The 17518-nt window shown below is 72.9% G+C and carries 21 protein-coding genes and 1 pseudogene; 8 read left to right on the forward strand and 14 right to left on the reverse strand.

Features of this window, described 5'->3' with window-relative positions; genetic code table 11:
* Positions 1–33: 33 nt before the first annotated feature.
* A complete protein-coding gene (locus CMN_RS02445; RefSeq protein WP_015489270.1) occupies positions 34–1560 on the reverse strand; it encodes a cryptochrome/photolyase family protein in 1527 nt (508 codons plus the stop codon).
* A 160-nt stretch (positions 1561–1720) separates the two neighbouring features.
* On the opposite strand from CMN_RS02445, the gene CMN_RS02450 reads away from it, so the two are divergent.
* Positions 1721–3091: a glycosyltransferase family A protein gene (locus CMN_RS02450; RefSeq protein WP_227077724.1), complete on the forward strand. Its 1371-nt coding sequence runs from the start codon at positions 1721–1723 to the stop codon at positions 3089–3091.
* Here CMN_RS02450 and CMN_RS02455 read toward each other — a convergent pair.
* The 3 genes from CMN_RS02455 to upp form a co-directional block, all read right to left on the reverse strand.
* The gene (locus CMN_RS02455; protein WP_045929095.1) at positions 3088–3555 is read right to left on the reverse strand and encodes a MarR family winged helix-turn-helix transcriptional regulator; all 468 of its coding nucleotides are present in this window, start codon (positions 3553–3555) and stop codon (positions 3088–3090) included. The two genes, CMN_RS02450 and CMN_RS02455, sit on opposite strands and share 4 nt — an antisense overlap.
* Positions 3556–3854: 299 nt before the next feature.
* Complete coding sequence (locus CMN_RS02460) at positions 3855–4643, reverse strand: winged helix-turn-helix domain-containing protein (RefSeq protein ID WP_015489273.1); 789 nt, start codon at positions 4641–4643, stop codon at positions 3855–3857.
* 410 nt (positions 4644–5053) lie between these two features.
* Positions 5054–5692: a uracil phosphoribosyltransferase gene (gene upp / locus CMN_RS02465; RefSeq protein ID WP_015489274.1), complete on the reverse strand. Its 639-nt coding sequence runs from the start codon at positions 5690–5692 to the stop codon at positions 5054–5056.
* Between the two features lie 68 nt (positions 5693–5760).
* Between upp and tadA the strand changes: the two genes are divergently transcribed.
* Positions 5761–6222, forward strand: coding sequence for a tRNA adenosine(34) deaminase TadA (gene tadA / locus CMN_RS02470; protein WP_015489275.1), 462 nt, complete (start codon positions 5761–5763; stop codon positions 6220–6222).
* Between the two features lie 15 nt (positions 6223–6237).
* Here the strand turns inward: tadA and CMN_RS02475 are convergent, their stop codons facing one another.
* On the reverse strand, positions 6238–7155 hold the full coding sequence (locus CMN_RS02475) for a cation diffusion facilitator family transporter (RefSeq protein ID WP_015489276.1): 918 nt from the start codon (positions 7153–7155) through the stop codon (positions 6238–6240).
* A 131-nt stretch (positions 7156–7286) separates the two neighbouring features.
* On the opposite strand from CMN_RS02475, the gene proC reads away from it, so the two are divergent.
* Positions 7287–8162, forward strand: a complete 876-nt coding sequence (proC, locus tag CMN_RS02480; RefSeq protein ID WP_015489277.1) for a pyrroline-5-carboxylate reductase — start codon at positions 7287–7289, stop codon at positions 8160–8162.
* Between the two features lie 27 nt (positions 8163–8189).
* Here proC and CMN_RS02485 read toward each other — a convergent pair whose 3' ends face one another.
* Positions 8190–8858 (reverse strand): potassium channel family protein, encoded by a 669-nt coding sequence (locus CMN_RS02485; protein ID WP_011931765.1) that lies wholly within the window; start codon positions 8856–8858, stop codon positions 8190–8192.
* 62 nt (positions 8859–8920) lie between these two features.
* Entirely contained in the window at positions 8921–10345 is a 1425-nt protein-coding gene (locus CMN_RS02490; RefSeq protein WP_015489278.1) for a TrkH family potassium uptake protein, read from the reverse strand.
* Positions 10346–10423: 78 nt separating this feature from the next.
* Between CMN_RS02490 and CMN_RS15470 the strand changes: the two genes are divergently transcribed.
* The 5 genes from CMN_RS15470 (at position 10424) to CMN_RS02510 (ending at position 12221) form a co-directional block, all read left to right on the forward strand.
* Positions 10424–10969, forward strand: coding sequence for an ArsR/SmtB family transcription factor (locus CMN_RS15470; RefSeq protein ID WP_015489279.1), 546 nt, complete (start codon positions 10424–10426; stop codon positions 10967–10969).
* A gap of 122 nt (positions 10970–11091) precedes the next feature.
* Positions 11092–11331 (forward strand): helix-turn-helix domain-containing protein, encoded by a 240-nt coding sequence (locus CMN_RS02500; protein ID WP_015489280.1) that lies wholly within the window; start codon positions 11092–11094, stop codon positions 11329–11331.
* A gap of 72 nt (positions 11332–11403) precedes the next feature.
* Entirely contained in the window at positions 11404–11502 is a 99-nt protein-coding gene (locus CMN_RS14740) for a 30S ribosomal protein bS22 (RefSeq protein WP_003792170.1), read from the forward strand.
* A gap of 106 nt (positions 11503–11608) precedes the next feature.
* A complete protein-coding gene (locus tag CMN_RS02505; protein ID WP_015489281.1) occupies positions 11609–11872 on the forward strand; it encodes a glutaredoxin family protein in 264 nt (87 codons plus the stop codon).
* A gap of 46 nt (positions 11873–11918) precedes the next feature.
* The gene (locus tag CMN_RS02510; protein ID WP_015489282.1) at positions 11919–12221 is read left to right on the forward strand and encodes a Dabb family protein; all 303 of its coding nucleotides are present in this window, start codon (positions 11919–11921) and stop codon (positions 12219–12221) included.
* 97 nt (positions 12222–12318) lie between these two features.
* Here the strand turns inward: CMN_RS02510 and CMN_RS15250 are convergent.
* From CMN_RS15250 to aspS, 7 genes and pseudogenes are all read right to left on the reverse strand, one after another.
* Positions 12319–12855 (reverse strand): annotated as a pseudogene (locus tag CMN_RS15250) (DUF6518 family protein); the annotation flags it as partial.
* A 79-nt stretch (positions 12856–12934) separates the two neighbouring features.
* The gene (locus tag CMN_RS02520; RefSeq protein ID WP_015489284.1) at positions 12935–13150 is read right to left on the reverse strand and encodes a hypothetical protein; all 216 of its coding nucleotides are present in this window, start codon (positions 13148–13150) and stop codon (positions 12935–12937) included.
* 63 nt (positions 13151–13213) lie between these two features.
* Positions 13214–13546 (reverse strand): DUF7882 family protein, encoded by a 333-nt coding sequence (locus CMN_RS02525; protein WP_015489285.1) that lies wholly within the window; start codon positions 13544–13546, stop codon positions 13214–13216.
* A 188-nt stretch (positions 13547–13734) separates the two neighbouring features.
* A complete protein-coding gene (locus CMN_RS02530) occupies positions 13735–14418 on the reverse strand; it encodes an NAD(P)H-dependent oxidoreductase (RefSeq protein WP_015489286.1) in 684 nt (227 codons plus the stop codon).
* 4 nt (positions 14419–14422) lie between these two features.
* Positions 14423–14632, reverse strand: a complete 210-nt coding sequence (locus CMN_RS02535) for an ArsR/SmtB family transcription factor (RefSeq protein WP_015489287.1) — start codon at positions 14630–14632, stop codon at positions 14423–14425.
* Between the two features lie 28 nt (positions 14633–14660).
* Positions 14661–15899 carry an LCP family protein gene (locus CMN_RS02540; protein WP_015489288.1) on the reverse strand — a complete coding sequence of 413 codons (1239 nt, stop codon included), beginning with the start codon at positions 15897–15899 and terminating at the stop codon, positions 14661–14663.
* A gap of 185 nt (positions 15900–16084) precedes the next feature.
* The gene (gene aspS / locus CMN_RS02545) at positions 16085–17395 is read right to left on the reverse strand and encodes an aspartate--tRNA(Asn) ligase (protein WP_015489289.1); all 1311 of its coding nucleotides are present in this window, start codon (positions 17393–17395) and stop codon (positions 16085–16087) included.
* Between the last annotated feature and the right edge of the window lie 123 nt (positions 17396–17518).

The raw sequence follows: 17518 nt of genomic DNA on the forward strand, positions 1-17518 counted from the left end.
GCGGGCCCACGCGATCCGCGCCGGCCCGCCGCCTCAGCGGTCCTTGATCTCGTCGTACGCCGCGAGTGCCCGCTGCCGGGACTCCTTGAGGTCGACGATCGGCGCCGGGTAGGCCGCGAGCCCGCCCGCGGCCTGGTCGTCCGCGCCGTCCTCGGCGCTCGCGACCAGGTCGCCCATCACCTTCCACGGCTCGTGCACCACGTCCCGCGGCGCGTGCGCCAGCTCGGGCACGTACGAGCGGATGTACTCGCCCGCCGGGTCGAACTTCCGCCCCTGCAGCACGGGGTTGAACACCCGGAAGTACGGGGCGGCGTCCGCGCCGGATCCCGCGACCCACTGCCAGCTGGCCGCGTTGTTGGCCGCGTCCGCGTCGACGAGCGTGTCCCAGAACCACTGCTCGCCGTGGCGCCAGTCGATCAGCAGGTTCTTGATGAGGAACGACGCCACGACCATCCGCACCCGGTTGTGCAGGTGCCCGTCCTTCCAGAGCGCGCGCATGCCGGCGTCGACGAGCGGCACACCCGTCTCTCCGCGCTGCCACGCGCCGAGCGTCTCGTCGGTCGGCTCGTCCCAGGGGAACGCGTCGAAGCGCGGCACGAAGTTCCGGGTCGCGAGATCCGGCTGGTGGTACAGCAGGTGGTAGCTGAACTCCCGCCAGCCGAGCTCCGAGAGGAACTTGGTGGCGTTGACCCCGTCGCCCCCGACCTTCTTGCCGCGCGTGCGCTGGATCCGGTGCCACACCTGGAACGGGCTCACCTCGCCCCAGCGCAGGTACGCCGACAGCCGCGAGGTCGTCATCGCCGCGGGCTCGTCGCGCTGGGTGGAGTAGTCCTCGAGCTCGTGGTGCACGAAGTCCTCGAGGCGCTGCAGTCCGGCGGCCTCGCCGGGGTCGCAGGCCTCGCGGAGGCCGGCCGCCCAGTCGGGCTTGGTCGGCAGCAGCCCCCAGCCGTCGAGGTCGTCCGAGCGGGGAGCCGTCCGCGGCGCGTCGAGCTCGTGCGGCGCGGGGAGCGGCTTCCGCGGCTCCTCGCGCTCCTGGGCGGTCTTCCAGAACGGCGTGTAGACCCGGAACGGCTCGCCCTGCTTGTTCGTCACCGTCCACGGCTCGACGAGCAGCGACCCCTGGAAGCTGCGCACGTCGAGGCCCCGGTCGCCGAGGCCCTTCTTGATGGCGGTGTCGACCGCGATCTCCGCGCCGCCGTAGCGACGGTTCCACAGCACCGCGCCCGCGCCGACCTCTCGCACGAGGCCGTCGACGACGTCGGCGGCCTTCCCGCGGCGTAGCACCAGCGGGGAGCCGAGCTCCCGGAGCGACTCCCCGAGGCGCGCGAGGCTCATGTGCAGCCACCAGCGCGCGGCGCCGCCGAGCGGCCGGATCCCGTCGCTCTCCTCGTCGAGCACGTACAGCACCACGATGGGCTCGCCCCGCTCGACGGCCGCGTGCAGCGCCGGGTTGTCGGCCACGCGGAGGTCGTCGCGGAGCCACACGATGCTCGGGCCCTGCGCCCCGTCGCCGCCCTCCCGATCGTCGGATCCGCGGTCCGGGGCGTCGTCGTCGCTCATGGATCGAGCCTAGGACGGTGTCACCGGGGCGACCGGCGCGTGGTCGCTTCGCGCACGGAGCCCGGCGGCACGTAATATCGCACATGGCAGTGCGCGTCCGTCCGGGTCCGACCGCCCACCGGAGACCGCTGTCATCGAGAGGCTCATGGACAACCAGAGCATGCCCCTGCCCCCGCCCGAGCACCCCGGTCGGTCGTCACGCGACGCCGTCTCGGCGGTCGTCGTGGCGGGTGACGCCGGATCCACCATCGCGGCCACGCTGAGCTCGATCCTCGGTCAGACCCTGCCGCCCGCGCGCATGGTCGTCGTGGTCGCCGGCAGCCGCGACGACACCTTCGCCGTGGCGCGGACCTTCAACGGACGGCACGAGAGCGCCCTCCCCGGCGGAGGCGCCGCCCGCACGACGGTCACGGTCATCGACCGCGGCCCCCGGGAGAGCTCGCTCCGGTCGGCGTACGGCTTCGCCCTCCGGCTGGTCGGCGATGCGGGGCGCGTGCTGCTCGTCTCGCCGGACGCCGAGCTGGAGCCCGACGTGCTCGAGCTCCTCTCCGCGGCCCTCGACCGGGATCCGGGCGCCCTCTCGGTGTCCGCCTCCCTCGACCAGCGGCCGAGCGGATCCCACGGCCCCATCGCGGGCGCGCTCCGCCTCCTGCAGCGCCACTGGGCCATGGGCGCCGTCGAGACCGGCGCCGACCTCGGCCTCACCGGGCCGGTGCCGCTCGCACCCGCGTCCCTCCTCCGGCTCCCCGAGCGCGATCCGCGGTCGCCGTCGACCGATCCGTCGGAGGGGATCCTCACGGCCCTGCTCGCCGGCGACGACCGCTCGGCCCTCGTCCCCGGCGCGCGCGCCCGGGTCGACACCTCCGTCACGTGGGGGGTGATGCGCGAGCGACGCGACCGGTGGGGCGCCCACGTCGCCCGGCTGTCGCGCGGGGGCTCGCCGGCCGACGTCAGCGATCGGCGCCGCGCGCGCCTGGCGTCCCTGCGCATCGGCGTCGGGCCCGTCCTCCGGTTCGCGGCCTACGCGCTGGTGGCACTGTACCTGGCCGCCGCGGGGATCCAGGGGATGCTGCAGCCTGCGTGGTGGTGGACTCTCCCCGTCGTGGTGCGGCTGCCCCTGCACATCCGCACCCTCCGTCGGATCCGCGAACGCACCCTCGCCGACGTGGTCTTCGGCGCGACGTTCCTCCCGTTGGAGGTGGCCGAGGCGGCGTACGGCGTCTCCCGCATCCGCGACGGCCTGCACCGGCTCGCTCACCGAGGCCGTCGCCGCGGACCCGCCGCGGCCGAGACGGTGCCGCCCTTCTCGCTGGTCGACGCCGTGGCCGCCGCCGTCGTGGCCGTGCTCGTCGTCGGCGTGGTCACCGCGGCCGAGGTCGGGGGCCCCGCAGCGGCCGGGCTCACCACGGCGGTCGGCTGGGCGGCGTGCGTGGTGACCGCCTTGGATCTCGTCATGGCTCTGCTGCGGCTGCTCGTCGCCCACGGCGGGCCGTTCGCGCGTCCGAGCACGACGGGTGGGCCAGCGGCCTAGGCCTCGGCGACGCTCCCGCGCAGCTTGTCGGTGAGCTCGCGCAGCGTGTTCAGCTCGTCCGGCGTCAGCGCCCCGCCCACGGTCGAGGCGATGGACTCCATGTGCACGCGCGCGACCGCGCGGAAGGCCGCGTCGCCGGCGTCGGTGAGCCGCACGATGGTGGCCCTCCCGTCGCTCTCGTCACCGCACTTCACGACGAGGCCCCGCGCCACCAGCCGGTCGATGAGGCGGCTGACGCTGGGCTGGGTGAGCAGCACGTGCTGGTTGAGGTCGCGGAGGCGCAGGCGCCCCTCGGGCTGCCGCGAGATGTTGAACAGCACGTCGTACTCGTTGAACGAGAGCTCGCGGCTGGGGAACTCGGCGCTGAGGCGGCGCATCACGCTCACCTGGGCTCGGAACAGCGACTCCCAGGCCCGCACGGCGTCCGCTGTCTCGCCCACCACGCCTCCTCGTCCGGTGCGCATCGCGATGAGGATCGGGCGCACGCTGTCGAGGGCGAGTCTACTGAGCGGTGCGCCGGGGGAGAGCCCGGAGCGGATCCGCGCCGGACACGACTGAGGGCCGACCCCAGAGGCATGGGGCCGACCCTCTCCCTTGCACCAGGAGTGTCCTGCAATCACATTCCGTCTCCACCGCCACAGCAAACGATGGGGACGAGAAGACTGTATAACGATCCCGTAACGCCCGGCTACCCGAAACGGGCGCCATGCGCTGGGAGATCGCCGACAGCTCCGCCAGGGCAGGCTGAGCGCGTCCGGACGCCTCAGAACAGGTCGGGCGACTGCGTGCTGGCGTGGTGGACGGCGACGTCCGCGTGACGGTCGAACCGGTACCCGGCGCCGCGCACCGTGCGGACGATCTCCTCGTAGCGGCCGAGCTTGGAACGGAGTCGGCGGACGTGCACGTCGATGGTCCGCTCGTTCGGCACGTCGTCCTCGTCCGCGGCGGACCACAGCGAGGCGATGAGCTCGGATCGCTCGATCGTGCGTCCCTCGCGGAGCACCAGGTACTGCAGGAGCTCGAACTCCTTGTAGGTGAGCGGGGCGGTCGCGCCGTCGAGCACGACGCGCTTGCGGGACAGGTCGACCGTCACGCCGCCGTCGACGCGGTCCTCGTCCTCGGGCTGCTCGCGGTGCTGGGCGACGGCGGCGGGGTCCTGGAGCGCGAGCCGGACCACGTCGATGTCGCGGCCGCCCGCGCCCTCGGGGGCGAGGGCGACGGCGGCGTGCGTCTCGACGCCCGGGGCCAGCTCGGCGGCCAGGCGCTTGAGCGCGGCGACGACGGTGCCGAGGTCGGTGCCGGCCGCGGCGGCCTTGAGCTCGTCGAGCCCGACGTAGATCGCGAAGCCGCGCGCCTCGGTGCCCTCGGGGACGGCGCGGAGGCGGGCGGGACGGGCGGGCGCGGTGGCCGGCGCGGTGGCGGTCGTGGTGGACGCCGGCACGGCCTGGGGTCGGCGGACCGGCGGGGCGAGCGGCGCGGCCGCGCGGAGCACGGGTGCGGCGGGAGCGGATCGGAGGGAGGTGCGGGCGGGGTCGATGGTCGCGAGAGACATGGCGGGAATCCTTGTGATGATGCGGGTGCGGCGCAGCTGGAGTGCGCGGGACCTCAGGGGAGTGCGAGACGCCTCAGGGGGCGGATGCGCCGGGATGCGGCGGGGAGGGTCGGCGACGGATGCGTCGCGGGACCGCTCGGGCGAAGGCGGCGGGTCAGGCCGACATTCGACAGCACATCGCGACACGGCCGGGCATCATCATGCCGGCGACTCCCGAGGCCTCGGAGGAGGTCAGGACGTGCGCGTTCAGAGTCATGGAGAGAGCTTGCACGGATCCGTGCGCCCGTGTCAACAGGAGCGGCCGGAATCGTGCGGGACGCGCAGGAATCGTGCGTGCGCGCACAGCGGCGCCCGTCCCCGAGGGGGGCGGGCGCCGGAGGTACGAGGGCGGCGGGCCGGGAGGCCGCGGGTCAGTGGGCGGCGGTGCCGTACAGGCGGTCGCCAGCGTCGCCGAGGCCCGGGATGATGTAGCCCACCTCGTCGAGCTTCTCGTCGAGCGCGCCCAGCACGATGGTGACCTCGCGACCCTCGGTCGCCTCCTCGACGGCCTTCAGGCCCTCGGGTGCGGCGATGAGGCAGATGCACGTGACGTCCACCGCGCCGCGGTCGAAGAGGTACTCGATGGCGGCGAGGAGCGATCCGCCCGTGGCGAGCATCGGGTCGACGACGAAGCACTGGCGGTTGGAGAGGTCGGTCGGAAGGCGCTCGGCGTAGATGTCCGGCTGGAGCGTCTCCTCGTTGCGCACCATGCCGAGGAAGCCGACCTCGGCGCTCGGCATGAGGCGCATCAGGCCGTCGAGCATGCCGAGACCGGCGCGGAGGATGGGGACCACGAGCGGCTTCGGGTCGCTGAGCGTGAGGCCCTCGGCGGGGGCGACCGGCGTCTGCACCGTGATCGTCTCGACGCGCACGTCGCGCGTGGCCTCGTAGGCGAGCAGGGTGACGAGCTCGTCGGCCAGGCTGCGGAACACGGGGGAGGGGGTGGTGCGGTCCCGCAGCGCCGTCAGCTTGTGCGTGATGAGCGGGTGGTCGGCTACGTGGACTCGCATAGGCTCCATTCAACCAGCAAGGGGGAACGCGATTGGACCTGCCCGTCCGCGGCGACTACGCGCGCTGGATGTCCGTGGCGCTCGACGAGGCCAGGGCATGCACGGCCACGGGAGACGTGCCCGTGGGGGCGCTCGTGGTCGACGCGGGCGGGGTCGTCATCGGGCGGGGGCGGAACCTCCGGGAGGCCAGGCAGGACCCCACCGCGCACGCCGAGGTCGAGGCGCTGCGCGAAGCCGCCGCGACGACGGGTGACCGGCACCTGGTCGGGACCACGCTCGTGGTCACGCTCGAGCCGTGCGTGATGTGCGCGGGTGCGATCCTCGCGGCGCGCGTGCCGCGGGTCGTCTTCGGCGCGTGGGACGAGAAGGCGGGCGCGGCCGGATCCCTCTACGACGTGCTGCGCGACCGACGGCTGCCGCACCGCGCGGAGGTGTTCGCGGGCGTCGCGGCGGAGGAGTGCGCGGCGCTGCTCGACGCGTTCTTCGCGGGGCGGCGGGGCGGATCCGGCGCCGCTGCGCGGGGCGCCTGACCCGGTCGACCGGCGTCAGCGCGTGGCGACCCGCACGTCGGGCTCGAGGTAGATGACGCGCGCGACCGGCACGGCTTCGCGCACGCGGCGCTCGATCGCGTCGATGCCGGCGGCCACGTCGCCGAGCGAGCTCGTGGCGGGCATGGCGATCTTCGCGGCCACGAGCAGCTCGTCGGGGCCGAGGTACAGCGTCTTCATGTGGATGATCGACTCGGCCTCGTCGCCCGCGATGATGGCGGCGCGGATGGCCGCGAGGTCCGGCTTCGAGGCGCCCTCGCCGACGAGGAGGCTGCTCATCTCGACCCCGAGGATCACGGCGACTGCCACCAGCAGCACGCCGATGAGCAGGGTGCCGATGCCGTCGTAGATCCCGTTCCCCGTGAGGATCGACGCCGTCACGCCGAGGAGCGCGAACACCAGGCCCGAGAGTGCGGCCGTGTCCTCGAGCAGCAGCACGGGGAGCTCCGGGCTCTTCGCGCGGCGCACGAACTGCACCCACGTCTGCTTCCCGCGGAGCGGGTTGGACTCCTTGATCGCGGTGCGCAGCGAGAACGACTCGAGCGCGATGGCGATCAGGAGCACGACGATCGGCAGCCACGGCACGTCGAGCGGCTCCGGGTGCTCGATCTTGTGGATGCCCTCGTAGAGCGAGTACACGCCGCCGACGGAGAACAGGATGATCGAGACGATGAACGCGTAGACGTAGCGGACCCGGCCGTATCCGAACGGGTGCTCCTCGTCCGCGAGGCGCTTGGCGCGCTTGCCGCCGATGAGCAGCAGGATCTGGTTGCCGGAGTCGGCGAGCGAGTGGACGCCCTCGGCGAGCATGGAGGAGGAGCCCGAGAAGAACGCGGCGACGAACTTCGTGATCGCGATGCCGACGTTAGCGGCCAATGCGGCGAGGATCGCCTTGCTGCCGTGGGATTCGCTCAAGGCCTGTCCTCCTCGACCGGCGAGGCGGCTCGGGCCGCCCGGGCGCGCGTGCCCCGGTCGCCTCAGCCTAGCCACGCGGCCGGTGTCGCCGACCACTCGGTCGGGCGACGCCCGGTCCCTAGGATCGGGGCATGCCCGACGCCTCCCGCTCCGCCCCGTCCGCTCCCGCCGAGACCGTCCGCCTCCCGTCGCTCGCGATGCTCGGCACCGGATCCATGAACGGCGCCATCCTTGGTGGCCTGCTGCAGCCGGGCGTCGAGGTCGACGGCGACGTGCGCGTGACCACCCGCTCGGCCGCCAGCGCCACGGCGCTCGGCGAGCGCGACGGCGTCACCGCGTCGAGCGTCGAGGAGGACGCGGACGCCAACCGGCGCGCGGTCCGCGGCGCGCGGGTCGTGATCGTGGGCGTGAAGCCGCACATGGTGCCCGACCTGCTGCGCGAGATCGCCGACGACCTGGATCCCGGCGCGCTCGTGATCAGCGTCGCCGCCGGCGTGACGATCGCCACCTTCGAGGAGCTGCTGCCGGAGAGCATCGCGGTGCTGCGCTCGATGCCGAACACGCCCTCGCTCGTCGGCCGCGGCGTGACGGGCCTCGCCGCGGGCACGCGCTCGACGCCCGAGGACCTGGCGGTCGCCCGGGCCGTGTTCGCCACGGTCGGTGACGTCGTCGAGGTCCCCGAGGAGCGGATCGACGCCCTCAGCACGATCTCCGGATCCGGCCCCGCCTACGTCTTCCTGCTCATCGAGGAGCTGACCCGCACGGCCGAGGCCAAGGGCTTCAGCGCCGACGAGGCGCGCGTGCTCGTGCAGGGCACGTTCCGCGGGGCGGTCGAGCTGCTGGCCGCGTCCGACGACGAGCCCGCCGAGCTCCGCCGCCGGGTCACGAGCCCGAAGGGCACGACCGAGCGGGCCGTCGAGGTGCTGGAGGCGGCGGATCTGTCAGGTCTGTTCGACCGAGCGACCGACGCCGCGCTCGCCCGGGCCCGGGAGCTCGCGGCGGGCTGAGCGCGCCGCTGCGGGCGGACCGGCGGATCAGGACAGCGAGGCGAACCGCTCGATGTCGGCCGAGGTGCCCGACACGATGATGAGGTCGTGGTTCGACACCAGCGTCTCCGAGGTCGCGTAGGTGAAGGGCTTGCCGGGCGTCTTCACGCCGACCACCGTGATCCGGTGCTTCCTCCGCACGGCCGACTCCAGCAGCGTCATGCCTCGGATGGGCTTCGGCGGGTACATCTTGGCGAGCACGAAGTCGTCGTCGAACTCGATGAAGTCGAGCATCCGGCCGGACACGAGGTGCGCGACGCGCTCGCCCGCCTCCGCCTCCGGGTAGATGACGTGGTTCGCGCCGATGCGCTCGAGGATCTTGCCGTGCGACTGGCTGATGGCCTTGGCCCAGATCTGCGGGATCTTGAGGTCCACGAGGTTCGCCGTGATGAGCACGCTGGCCTCGATGGACGACCCGACCGCGACGACCGCGATCGAGAAGTCCTTGGCGCCCAGCTGCTGCAGGGCCTCGATGTTGCGCGCGTCGGCCTGCACGGCGTGGGTGACCCGGTCGGACCACTTCTGCACGAGCCCCTCGCTCGCGTCGATCGCGAGCACCTCGCGGTCGAGCCGCGCGAGCTGGCCCGCGGTCGCGGCGCCGAAGCGGCCGAGCCCGATGACGAGCACGGGGGCGTTGTGGGGGATGCGTTCGCCCATGAGGGGCCTCTCTGATCCGGTCGGTGCGGGATGGGACGGGTGGGTGGGTGCGCGTCGCCGGCTCAGCCGACGATCGGCCGCTCCTCGGAGCGCTGGAAGAGCTGCCGGCGGGTGCTGGAGGCGAGGGCGGCGGCCAGCGTGACCGTGCCGACGCGCCCCAGGAACATGGTGGCCGCGAGCACGTACTTCGCGGGATCCGTGGCCTCGGCCGTGAAGCCCGTGCTGAGCCCCGAGGTGGCGAACGCGCTGATGGCGTCGAAGAGCACGTAGTCGAGGCGCTCGCCGGAGATCTGCAGCAGCACGATGCTGCTGAGCGCCACGGTCGTCGCGCCCCAGAGGACGATGCTCACCGCGAGGCGCAGCACGTCGCTCGGGATGCGGCGCTCGAAGACCTCCATCGACTCGCTGCCGCGGGCCTCGGCGAGCGCCGCGAGGAACAGGATCGCGAGGGTGGTGACCTTGATGCCGCCGGCCGTGGACGCGGACCCGCCGCCGATGAACATGAGCATGTCGGTGACCAGCAGGCTCGCGTTGCCGAAGTCGGCCATGTCCAGCGTGGAGAAGCCGCCGGAGCGCGTCATGACCGAGAGGAAGAGCGCCTGGAAGCCGTGCTGCACGGGATCCATGAGCGCGAAGGTCTTCTCGTTGTCCCACTCGAGCACCACGTAGGCGAGCGTGCCGAGCACGATGAGGATGAGCGACGTCCCGAGCGTGAGCTTCACGTGCACGGAGAACCGCCGGGGCTTCCGCCAGCCGCGGTAGACGGCGTAGATGACGGGGAAGCCGATGCTGCCGAGGAAGACGCCGACCATGAGCAGGCTGAGGAACCAGTAGTCCTGGTGGTAGAGCTCGAACCCGGCCTCGCTGAAGACGAAGCCCGTGTTCGTGAACGCCATGAGCGAGTAGTAGAAGGAGTCGAGCGCGGCCTGGCCGACCGGGATCCCCTCCAGCAGGATCCGCGGGAACAGCAGCGCGGCGATCGACAGCTCGATGACGAGCGCGCTGATCGCGACCGTGAGCAGCAGCGTGCCGATCTCGCCGAGCTTCACGGCCTGGCCCTCGGCGACGGGGCCGTGGTGGATCCGCAGCGGGTTGCTGTCGCTCGCCGCCATGAGCCGCGCCTTGAGGCCGAGGCGGCGCGACACGATGAGGCCCATGATCGACGCGAGCGTGAGCACGCCGATGCCGCCGATCTGCACGCCGAGCGCGATGAAGGCGTGGCCGAGCGGGGTCCAGTACGTCGCCATGTCGACGGTCGCGAGGCCCGTGACGCAGATGGCGGACACGGCCGTGAAGAGCGCGTCGGCGAAGGGCGCGGTGCCGCCCGTCGACGTCATGCCGGGGAGCATGAGGATCGTCGTGAGCGTGAACACGAGCGCGGCGAAGATGAGGATCGCGAAGCGGGCGGGCGTGGAGTGCGCGAAGTAGTCGAGGAAGTCGCGGATGCGCCCGAGGAGGGGACGCCCGTGATCCGGCCTGACGCGCATGGTCCCCTGTTCGCTTCCGGGGCGCAGTGCCCCGGATCGCCATGGTACTGCGAGCGCGGGACGGAATACCCTTCGGGGATGGCTGACATCTTCGACGTCGTGGGGGACCCCACCCGCCGCGACCTCCTCCGCGTGCTGCTCGACCGACGCGCGGTGCCCGAGGCGCCGACCGGGGAGATCAGCGTCTCGGAGCTCGTGCAGACCCTCGGGATCAGCCAGCCGACCGTGTCGAAGCACCTGCGGGTGCTGCGCGACATCGGCCTCGTCTCCGTGCGGGAGGAGGGTCAGCACCGCTACTACCGCCTCGAGCCGGCGCCGCTCGAGGCGCTGGACGCGTGGGTCGCGCCCTTCGTCGACGACGACCGGGCTGAGCCGGCCGACGACGGGCACGCGGATCCCGACACGGGGCTGCTCGGCGGCGGCCTGTCGGCGGACCCCGACGCCGGCGACGACGGCGAGCCGGCCGGCTACCCGTTCGCCGCGTCCCTCGGCCGGATCTGGGCTGACACCCGCTACCAGGCGGCCGCCGCCGTGCACGACGCCACGCGCGTCGCGGGCTCGGCGGGCCAGGCGTCGCTCGGCCGGCTGCGCGGTTGGAAGCCGGGGAATTCGCGGGACGCGTGATGCAGGATGTGACACGATGGACAGGCGTCCATCCGGACCCCTAGAATCGCGCACCAGCGCCCGCATCGCGGGGGCGATGAGGTCCGTGAGCCGGTCACGCAGAACGAGGAGTCGATCCGCCCATGTCGCGTGACCTGTCCGACGTCCGATTCCTCACGGTGGCCGAGGTGGCCGAGATGATGCGCGTCTCCAAGATGACCGTCTACCGCCTCGTGCACTCGGGCGACCTGCCCGCCATCCGCTTCGGCCGCTCGTTCCGCGTGCCCGAGTCCGCCGTGCTCGCCGCGATCGACCCGACCAACGCGCTGCCCGGCCAGCCCGGCGAGGCCTCGCGTCACTCCGGCATGTCGGATGTCGGCTAGACTCCTCTGAGGCTATTTTCCGCGGGTCACCAGAACCCGCGTGTTCCGTCCGGCAACAGATGAGGTGCCCCTATGGGTTCAGTGATCAAGAAGCGTCGCAAGCGCATGGCGAAGAAGAAGCACCGCAAGCTGCTTCGCAAGACGCGCCACCAGCGCCGCAACAAGAAGTAGAGCGGACGCGCCCACGAGGGCGCAGGACGTGATGGAGAGGACGCCGACCCGGTGACGGGGCGGCGTCCTCTTCGTGCGTCCGGGGGTGCTCGCCTACGCTGGGCGGATGAGCGCAACGGTCCTGACCCTCGTCGGCAAGCCCGGCTGCCACCTCTGCGACGACGCGCGCGACGTCGTGACCGGCGTGCTCGATGGGCTCGAGCCCGCCCGCGCGGCCGAGGTGACCCTGGAGGAGCGCAGCATCCTCGACGACCGGGCGCTCGCGGACCGGTACGCGGAGGAGATCCCCGTGCTCCTCATCGACGGGCGCGTGCACAACTACTGGCGCATCGACGCCGACCGGCTGCGGCGGGCGCTCGACGCGCGCTGACCCGGGACCGGGACCCGGCGCCGCCGCCCGCGGATAGGGTCGGAGCATGACCCTCCGCCACGTCGTCTCCTGGAAGCTCGCCGACCGCGATCCCGCCGCCCTCGACCGGGACGCCGCCCGCGTCATGGAGGCGCTCGGGACCCTGCCCGACCTGGTGCCCGGCATCCGCGCGTTCCAGCTGGGGCGCGACGTGGTCGGATCCGCGCGCAGCCACGACGTCGTGCTCATCGCCGACTTCGACGACCGGGCCGGCCTCGAGGCGTACGACGTGCACCCGGAGCACCAGCGCGTCGCCGCGTTCGTGCGGAGCCTGGTGGCGTCCGCGGCCTCGGTCGACTTCGAGGTCTGACCTCCCAGGGCGTCGTCGCCCTCGGCGCGCGCCGGCGGATCGACGCGGGCCGCGGCTCACCGAGCGGCGCGGCGGGCTCCGCCGGGAGCCGCGCCCGTCGCCCCCGCAGCGCGGCCGCGGCGAGGAAGCCGACCCCGAGGACGATCTCGAGGGTCCAGTAGACCGGGCTCGTGGTGTCCGCGACCCGCGTGAGGCCGAAGATCCCCTCTGCCACGAGCACGGCGCTGAGCACGGCGACGCCCGCGATCGTCCACCGGGACGACGCGCGCCGCACGAGCGCCGCCGCGACGCCGATGACCGGGCCCGCGACGAGGCCGACGGGGATCCACATGGAGTGGAGCGGCTCGGCGAGGAAGTGCCCGCGCCACAGGCTGACGGCGCCGTAGGCCTCCACCATCGCGACGAAGGACGCCGCGCCGAGCGCGGCGCCGAGGAGCGGGCGCGCCCGCGAGGCCCAGGCGGCGACGAAGGCGAGCATGCTCCAGCCGCCGGCCGAGTTCGCGAACGAGGCCGTCCAGAACGGGAGGACGCCCTGGGCCGGGCTGGTGAGGCCGCTCGCGAGGAGGCTGAGGACGAGGACGATCGCGGTGGCGCGGACGCCGGCGAGGACGCTCGCGCGAGCGGGCGGTCGCATCGGCGGGCGCGCGGGCGTGCGGACGGGGCGGTCGTCGGCCGAGCGGGGGATCCGCGTACCCGCGCCGACGGAGGTCGCGTCAGCCCCGCGGCAGCGCCGCGTCGAGGATCCGCACGGCCTCGTCGGCCGGCACAGTCCACGTGATCGTCGCGGTCACGCGCGCGACGCTGTCACCCGAGACGCTCGTGCCGGCGAAGTCGACCTGCACGTCGCGCACCTCGCGGCCGAGGACGGTGGCGGACTCGGTGGCGGTGAGGATCGCCTCGTCGTCGTAGGGGAGGTTCGTGAGGGCCATGGGCGTCCTTGGGTGCGTGCGGGGCGGGCGTGGTCGGGAGGGGCGCCGGGAGCGCGGATCGCGTCAGTCGAGGGAGGCGTCGGCGTGCGCGCCGGAGCCGAGCGGGGGCTCCGGCAGCAGGTGCAGCCCGGAGCCGGTGTTCGCGCTGTCCATGAGCACCTCCACCCACACCGGGTTGATCGCGGGCGGGCGACTGCCCGAGAAGCGGAAGTGCAGCGGCAGCTCGGGCGCGACCCACACGGTGCTGCGGCCGTCGCCCTCGGACGCCGGGTACTTCCACGAGAACGCGAAGCTCTCCCGGCGGCGGAGCTTGTTGAGCATCACGATCTGGAGGTGCGCGAGCGCGCGGTCGTCGATGGTGGTGCGGGTGCTGCTGTCGAAGATCAGCTGGCCCATGCCCTGCCCTCCTCCGTGTCCCGTCCTGGTGCCCGTCGCGGGCGCGGATCCTGAGGATCCCGCGGCGTCGACGGCTTGGCGACCCTCGGGTGAGGGCATCGAGTGGTGCATCAGATATTACGGCAACAGAGGAAAAAGATGCCCGTCGGGCGGCGATCCCGTGGCCCGTCCCGCCGGTCGACGCACCTTCAGGTGGTCAGCCGCAGGATGCGCCGGGATGCGATCGCGTCGAAGGCCGCGCGCACCTCGCCGAGCGCGGCGTCGCGGGCCGCGTCGTCGAGGTGCGCCGGGCCGTACGTCACGACGGGCTCGAGCACGTCGTAGCCCACGAAGCGCAGCGTGCCGTGGTGGAGCGGGAACAGCAGCGCGTCGAGGTCGCCGAACCACGATCCGGGGCCGAACGACTCCGGCGACCCTCCCGTGGTCACGAGGAGCACCGCGCGTCGGCCGACGAGGGCGGCCTCGTCGAACAGCCCGTGGTCGCCGCCGAAGACCGCGCCCATCACGAGGACGCGGTCGAGCCAGCCCTTGAGGATCGCCGGGACGGAGAACCACCAGAGCGGGAACGACAGCACGAGCAGGTCGGCCTCGAGGAGCGCGTCGAGCTGCCGGGCGACGGCGGGATCGAGCCGCCCGTCGCGGACGGCGGCCATCTGCTCGGCCTGGGGCTTGAAGCGCTCGCCCGCGTCGGGGAGCTGGGCCCGCGCGAGCACCGGATCCCACCCGCCCTCGCGCAGGTCGACGACCGTGACCGCGCAGCCACGGGAGGCGAGGGCACGTTCCGCCTCGCGCATCTGCGCCGTCGCGAAGGACAGGGGCTCGGGGTGCGCGTGCACGATGAGGGCGGTGCGGGGGCTGTCGCGTGTCGTCACGGGATCAGGAGACCGTCGACTGCGCGAGGCCCGACTTGAGCTGGATGTGCGTGACGCACACGCCGTGCTCCCGCCGGTCGGCGATGGGCTCGTAGTCGGCGAACTCGCCCTCGGGGTCACGGAGCCACCGCATGATCCGCAGGCGCACGGGGTTCGCGAGGACCTTGAACACCTCGACGGCGTCATCGTCGGCGTCGGGTCGGGAGCGGGGCACGCCCCATCCTCTCGCGACGGGCGGGTCGCTATCGCGCGTTGGAGCAGGTCGCCTCGTCGGCGGTCTGGCCCATCACGTTCTCGGGGAGCACGGCGGGTGCCGACGGATCCGTGGAAGGCGCGGCGCCCGCGTCCGACGTGGACGACGGGTCCGGCGTGGCCTCGGAGCCGGGCGGGAGGACGACGCCGTTGGCCGCCCGGTCGGGCGCGAGCGCGAAGTCCGCGTCGGCCGAGATGAGCGCCATCATCCGGTCCGCGGACGCGGCGTCCGGCACCACCTTCTGCCCTTCGCGGAAGCCCGGGTACTGGACGAACGTGATGCGGTCGAGGGGGATGTCCTTCAGCGTCAGGGCGAGGGACGCGATCGTCGCGGGATCGTCGAGCGACGTCGAGAGCTTCATGTCCTCCACGACAGCCCGCGCGATCCCGTAGACCTTCGCGGGATTCGTGAGCGTGCCCGTGCTCGTGACCGCTCGCGCGAGGGCGCCGAGGAAGACCTGCTGGTTGCTGATGCGGCCGATGTCGCTGCCGTCGCTCACGCCGTGCCGGGTGCGGAGGAACCCGACCACGTCATCGCCCTGGAGCGTCCGCTCGCCCGCGCCCAGGTGGATGTCCGCGTCGTCGTCGATGGGGTTGGCCAGGCACACCGGCACCCCGCCGATCGCCTGCGTGATCCCCTTCACGCCCAGGAACTGCACCACGCCGCCGTACGGGACGGCGAGACCCGTGAGGCTCTCGACGGTGCGGACCACGCACGCGAGCCCGCCGACCTGCATGGAGTCGTTGAAGGGGCTGCGGCTCGCGGCGGGCAGGTCCCGGGTGCCGTCCGCGCTGCGGCAGGCCGGACGGTCGACGAGGAGGTCGCGCGGGAACGACACCACCGTCGCCCGCGAGTGGTCCTCGCTGATGTGCAGCAGCATCGTGACGTCGTTGTGGTCGTTGCCGACCATCTCCGCCGGATCCCCGTACCGGTCGCCCTGCCCCTCGCGGCTGTCGCTCCCGGCGAGCAGGATGTTCGCACCCCCGTCGATCCCGCCGATGGACGGCGGCGGCGCCTGCCCGTCGTTGATGTCGACCGAGTTCGCCTGCACCGTGCGCGCGAGGTCCCACGCGGCGAACGCGGCGACGGATCCCGTGCTCGCGATCACCACGGCCGTCGCCGCAGCGAGCGCCTTCACCGCGGTGGGCACGGCGCTGGGCTTGCGCAGCCGGCCGTGCCGGGCGATGCCGGGCGCGAGGCGCCCGTCGTGTCGCGTCTCGCGGGGCATGCGGGCTCCTCGGGGTCCGGGCGTGCGGCCGTCCCGGTCGGATCGGCGGTGCCTGCCACGCTACGGACGCGGCGGCGGCAGCGGTTCCCCCGAGCGATGTAGATCCGCACCCCCGAACCGTGCGGCCGACGCGGAACGGCCCGACCCCCTGCTGAGGGGATCGGGCCGTCCGGTGGACGCTGGGCCTACGGGGCGAGCCGGTTCGGGCCGCGGAACAGGTAGGTGACCTCGCGCAGGTTCGACTGGTGCAGCAGCAGCATCAGCACGCGGTTGAGGCCCATGCCGAAGCCGCCGTGCGGCGGCACGCCGTAGCGGAAGAAGTCGAGGTACGAGCCGAGCTCCTCGGGGTCGAGGCCCTTCTCCCGGGCCTGCGCCTCGAGCACGTCGACGCGGTGCTCGCGCTGCGCTCCCGTGGTGATCTCGACGCCGTTCCAGATGAGGTCGTAGCTGTTCGTGATCGTCGGGTCCTCGGCGTTGCGCATGTGGTAGAACGGCCGGATCGACGACGGGTAGTCGGTGAGGAACACGAACTCGTGGCCGAACTCCTCCATCACGTGCGCCGCGATCTGGCGCTCGCCCTCGGGGTCGAGGTCGTCGTCGGCGCGGTCGATCACGTGGCCGCGCTTCGCGACGATGTCCTTGGCCTCGAGCAGCGGGATCCGCGGGAACGGGATGCTCGGCACGGTCACCTCCACGTCGAACAGCTCGCGGATCTCGTCGCCGTGCTTCTCCTTCACCGCGGTCAGCGCGGCGACGATGAGCTCCTCCTGGAGCCGGGCGACGTCCTCGTGGCTCTCGATCCAGCTGATCTCCGCGTCCACCGAGGTGAACTCGGTCGCGTGGCGCGAGGTGAAGGACGGGTCGGCGCGGAACGCCGGGCCGACCTCGAACATCTTGCCGAAGCCGGCGGACTGCGCCATCTGCTTGAAGAACTGCGGGCTCTGCGCGAGGTACGCGACGCCGTCGAAGTAGTCGACCTTGAAGAGCTCGGCGTTCGACTCGGAGGGCGTGGCCATGAGCTTGGGGGAGAAGACCTCGATGAAGTCGTGCTCGACCCAGTAGGTGCGCAGCGCGTGGACCAGCGTGGTCTGCACGCGGAAGATGAGCGAGTTGCGGGGCGCGCGCAGGTCGATGAAGCGCCAGTCGAGGCGCTTGTCGATGGAGGAGTCGGCCGCGATGGGGGTCTCGGGGATGGCCGCGCCCGCGACCTCGATGCCGGACAGGCCGACCTCCAGGCCGCCGAGCTTCACGCGCTCGTCGTGCTTGAGCGTGCCGGTGGCGGTGAGGAACGTGCCCGCGGCGAGGCCCGAGATGGTGTCGGCGGTCGCGTCCTCGTCGCCCTGGCGCTTGTAGGTGAGCTGCACCGCGCCGGACTCGTCGCGGAGGATCACGAACTGGATCTTCTTCTGATCCCGGACGGTCTCGACCCAGCCGGAGACGGCCACGTCCCCGTCGTCGAGGGCGGCCAGGTTCTTGATGAGGGTTCGGGTGGTCACGGTCGTCGAGTCTATCCGCGGCGCTGTCGGGCCGGTCGCCCCGCGGGCCGCCTAGCCTGGTGGCACGGCCACGCGACGGGCGGGCGCCGGCGCCCGCCGCGGCGCGACCACGCAGGGGAGACG

Origin of the sequence: Clavibacter nebraskensis NCPPB 2581, from assembly GCF_000355695.1 — a bacterium.
In the GTDB taxonomy this organism is placed as follows: Bacteria; Actinomycetota; Actinomycetes; order Actinomycetales; family Microbacteriaceae; genus Clavibacter; species Clavibacter nebraskensis.